At 67.7% G+C, this 1,714-nt stretch carries 2 protein-coding genes; both read right to left on the reverse strand.

Annotated features, from left to right (window positions below; all coding sequences use genetic code 11):
• Positions 1–590: 590 nt before the first annotated feature.
• Positions 591–1,175 (reverse strand): nuclear transport factor 2 family protein, encoded by a 585-nt coding sequence (locus tag ACOJSN_RS09880; RefSeq protein ID WP_420112324.1) that lies wholly within the window; start codon positions 1,173–1,175, stop codon positions 591–593.
• 317 nt (positions 1,176–1,492) lie between these two features.
• Positions 1,493–1,714: hypothetical protein (locus tag ACOJSN_RS09885; protein WP_420112325.1), on the reverse strand; the 222-nt coding region annotated here is incomplete at its 5' end.

Here is a 1,714-nt window from a genome sequence, read left to right on the forward strand (position 1 = left end):
GAGCCCGGTCCGCCCGTCCTCGCTGTTCTCACTCACGAAGAGTCGCCCATTCGCGTACATCGACTGGACCTCGACTGCGTCGGAGACCGAGGCTTTGAGTTGAGTGAAGAGCGTGACGGAAAGCTGGATCAGGAGTCGCTGGAGGCGGGCTCCGATGTAGGACCGTCGCGGACGTAGGGAGACGTTCGACGGATCGGCCGGCGACTGCCCCGCCCCGAGGCCCGTCCGAGCTCGCCAGTCGTTCGCAGCGAGACGCTCCCTCACCGTGCCTGTGGCCAGATCGCCCGCGGCCACAGGCCAGACGTCTGGGACGGCCTCCGGCCGCTGGACGAGATCGTCGTGAGCCAGTAGCCCGGCGGGGTCAGCCGGGTCCGAGAGCAATCGCCCCGTGACCGGCACCTGCGCTTGACCTGTCTCGATCCGACGCTGCTTCGTTGGTCGGTCTGACCTGGTGCCGTTCTCGAGCAGACGCTTCGCGCCCTGAGGCAGGTGCGCTGAGTGCGACATCGTGGCTCCTTCTCCCGTTAGGCGCCACGTCTCACTCTGCCCCCATCGGGGTACGGCCGCATCGGTAGACCGTACGGAGGTTGCTACCGCGCCGGTTGGAAGGTTGGAGTCGGTCCGTGCAGGAAGTCGTCGGTGACGTCGCGCTTGCTCAGGTACCAGGATCCGTCAATTCGAATGTACGCGTCGTGGTAGGTCCCGCCGCCGCTGACCCAAGCGCCGGCGCGCTCGCCGAAGCCATCCCCCAGCTGCGTCATCACGGTCACATCCGCGACGCCCGTGGCACGGTCACCGTTGATCTCCACGCGGTGGTTCGCAGTCGAGTGGAGCATCGCGGGGAACGCCGCCCACTGCTGCTGGACAGCCTGGCGGATCTGCGCGACGCCAACGAATGAACGCGCCGGCCCGACCTTCCAGATCGCGTCCGGTGCCCACACCGAGTTCCACGTGTCGAGGTCACGGTGGTCAGCACCCCAGCAGTACGTGGCCACCAGATCCCGGATGGCATTGATCGACTCCAGTTGCTCAAGCCGCTGCACGACTGATGCGAGTTCGTCCACGCCATCACCGTAGGCGGGCGCCACCCACCGGGCAGAATCTTCTCGAGCGGTAGCGAAGAGACTGCTTAGAACGGCCGGCCAACAATGCATATCGATCGGCGGGAACGCCACTCGTGCACCATCGCCCTGGTGCAGGACGAGTTCGCCGCAGGCGACGAGACGGCCGGGTGGATCGGCCTCACCCGGCCGGTGGCGGGCTGAGTGAATGACGATGCCTGCTGTGAGACGCGCCGAGCATGCCGACGGTCGCCAACGTCGCCACCAGTGTGTGCGCCGTGCCACCGCCGTCGCCACCGGTGGCTTCTTCATCGGGCTCGATGACACGGGACCGATCCGATTCCGGGACCAAACCGGCTCTTCGCGAACCAGGGTGTAGCAGTCATCGCCTGGTAGGGGTCGAGGTCCTCCGCGGGACCGACGGGCCGCCGCTACTGGGCCGGTAGGCACCCGCCGTCCATGATGTAGCCGCCGAACTCGGCAGTCACCGTCTCGGCATCGACGACGCCGAACACGCAACCGCCGCCGGGGGCGACGACGCCGAAGGCGACCGCGCTCGCACCCGAGCGGGTCTGTGCGGATGCCAGCCCGAGCGACTCCAGCGTGGCGGAGACCCCGCCCTCAGTCGGCGGACCAGCCAAACGGAGGTCCTC

This window comes from Pseudactinotalea sp., assembly GCF_048594945.1.
Lineage (GTDB): Bacteria > Actinomycetota > Actinomycetes > Actinomycetales > Beutenbergiaceae > Pseudactinotalea.